The 2,501-nt window shown below is 74.6% G+C and carries 3 protein-coding genes; 1 reads left to right on the forward strand and 2 read right to left on the reverse strand.

Translation table 11 applies throughout. From position 1 onward, the window contains the following. Positions 1-75: 75 nt before the first annotated feature. Positions 76-1,320 carry a PP2C family protein-serine/threonine phosphatase gene (locus FOE67_RS22610; RefSeq protein WP_182666688.1) on the forward strand — a complete coding sequence of 415 codons (1,245 nt, stop codon included), beginning with the start codon at positions 76-78 and terminating at the stop codon, positions 1,318-1,320. A 36-nt stretch (positions 1,321-1,356) separates the two neighbouring features. Here the strand turns inward: FOE67_RS22610 and FOE67_RS22615 are convergent, their stop codons facing one another. Continuing rightward, positions 1,357-2,022: a restriction endonuclease gene (locus tag FOE67_RS22615; protein WP_323385317.1), complete on the reverse strand. Its 666-nt coding sequence runs from the start codon at positions 2,020-2,022 to the stop codon at positions 1,357-1,359. A 62-nt stretch (positions 2,023-2,084) separates the two neighbouring features. Then, complete coding sequence (locus FOE67_RS22620) at positions 2,085-2,330, reverse strand: hypothetical protein (RefSeq protein WP_182666689.1); 246 nt, start codon at positions 2,328-2,330, stop codon at positions 2,085-2,087. Positions 2,331-2,501 lie beyond the last annotated feature (171 nt).

Genomic DNA, 2,501 nt, shown 5'->3' on the forward strand with positions numbered 1-2,501 from the left:
CCCCCGGGCGCACCCCCCTTCTTTCGCCCGCTCCGGGGTAGGGGAGCGGAATAACGACACGGCGAGGGGGTTGCGATGACGGACGGCGGATTCGGCCTCGGGGAGCTGCTGACGGCAGCCGAGGAGGCCCCACCCATGGAATCGGTCTCGGTGGTCGCCGAGCACCTGGAGCACCGCTTCGGGGCCTTCACCGTGTCCTTCCTCTTCGTCGATGTCGTCGGTCGCCGGGTGGTGCGACTCACCACCGGTGGGATGGACGGCGGAGAGGACGGACGGTCCCGCGGGATCCCCCTGTCCGGCAGCGTCTACGACGAGGTGCTGCGCAGCCAGGCCTCCCGGGTGGAGGAGGCGGGGAACGGCGGATATCGCGTGGTGGCACCGGTGACCAACCGGGGCGACTGCCTGGGCGTGCTGGAGGTCTTCCTCCCCGCGCCGGTGGACGACACGGCTCTGCGGGGGGTCGAGGAGGCCGCCCACGCCCTGGCCTACATCATCGTCACCGACCGGCGCTTCACCGACATCTACCAATGGGGCCGGCGCACCACCCGGGTGAGCCTGGCGGCCGAGATCCAGCACCAGCTCCTGCCCTCGGCCTCCTGCTGCGAGGCGGACGGCCTCACCGTCGCCGGGGCCCTGGTTCCCGCGGATCGGATCGGCGGCGACACCTACGACTACGCCCTCGAGCGGGACACCCTCCACCTGTCCATCACCGACGCCATGGGACACGACGTGGACTCCGCGCTGCTGGCGACCCTCCTCATGGGGGCGCTGCGGGGGGCGCGTCGATTGGGGGAGAGCATCACCGAACAGGCGGAGCGGGCCCACGACGCGCTGGTGGACCACGGGCGCGGTGCCATGGCCACCGGCCAGTTGATGCGGGTGGACCTGGAGGACGGATCGGTGGAGATCGTCAACGCCGGTCACCCCCGACCGCTGCTTCTGCGCGAGGGGGAGGTGGAGGAGGTCTCGCTCGTCGCCCACCTCCCTTTCGGCATTCCCTCGCCCTTCCCCTACGAGGCGCAGAAGCTCCACCTGCGGCCCGGGGACCGGCTTCTGCTCCTCACCGACGGGATGCAGGAGCGTCGGGCGGCCCGGGTGGATCTGGCGGCCGTGTTGCGGGAGACGCGCGACCTGCACCCCCGTGAGGCCACGCGATGGATCACCTCCGTGGTCCTGGACGCCTGCGGGGGTCACCTGCGGGACGACGCCACCGTGCTCTGCCTGGACTGGCACGGGCACGAGCACGGCCACGGGAGCGGTGCCCGGTCGCGCCGGGTCCGGATGGGCGCGGACACCGCCCCCGCCGGCCGATCCGACTGAGGGGCCGGTTCCCGGCCGGTGGCGGGCCGGACCGGTTCACGGGGCCCCGGCCGTTCCGGGACCGCGCAGCCCCCGGCCGACCCGGCCCCGTCGTCCGAGGGGGAGCCCGGCGACCTCCGGGAGGGAACGCCCCTCCTCCGCCCACTGCCGCAGCCGGGCCCGGTCCACCCAGTGGACCCCGTGTCGATCACCCCACCGCCGGGCCTCCCGGGTGACGTTCCCGTTCGTGACCACCACGGCGTGACGGGCGCCGTGAGCCGGCCCCGCCGTGCCCTTGACCTGGTACATCACCGGCGCACCGACCCCGCCTCCCACCGTGGTGTGCTTGCACTGCAGGACGATCCGCCCCCGTCGGGGGTCCTCGGCGATGACGTCGGCCGCCTGGTCGTTGCGACGACCGACGTGGCGGGCCGGTACACCGTCGCGGACCAGCAGATCGCGCACCGCCACCTCGAACTCCGGCGGCGTCATGGCGTCGATGCGCGCCAAGGACAGCCGCAGTCCCCGCACACCCTTCGCGTGGAGGCGCCCCGACCGGTCCCGGAGGGCCGCGTGCACCACTCCGCCCACCCCGCCGAGCAGCGTCACCACCCCCATCACGGGCCCGGGGCCGGCGGCGGCCTCGATGGGGCGCCGGAGCAGATCCGCCGCCATCGGTACGGCGATCACCAGGGCGAGTGTCCCCGACAGGGCGACGGACACCCATTCGCCCGGCGTCCGGGGTCGACGCGAACGGGCTCCCGGGCCCCGACGTCGGCCGGCGCTCACCGTCCGGGCCCGGGGTCGGCGACCGACACCCCCGCGGAGGACGGGGCGGACGTCGGGGGAGCGGTCGTCCTCTCCTCGGCGTCGTCGCCTCCTCCGCCGGCCCGCCCCCACAGCCAGACCACGAGCAGCAGCGCCGCGACGATCCACCAGCCGTTTCGTCGGGCGACCGGTGCCGTCGTGCCGGGGTTGCGTCGGTAGTGGGCCCGCACCCGGTGGTACCCCTCGGGGGGTCGTCCCGTCATATCGTCTCTCCGCCTTCCGCTCCGCCCTCGCGCCGTGTGCGCCCTGTGCGCCGCTCCGCCCCTCGGCGGTGTCGCGGCCCGATGAGGGTGGCAACCCCCTCCGACACCCGGCCCCTCCCGGGCCGTCACGGATGGGGCGGGGCAGCCTCCCGCCCACCGGAGGGGGAGGAG

This window comes from Streptomyces calidiresistens, assembly GCF_014141525.1.
GTDB lineage: Bacteria > Actinomycetota > Actinomycetes > Streptomycetales > Streptomycetaceae > Streptomyces > Streptomyces calidiresistens.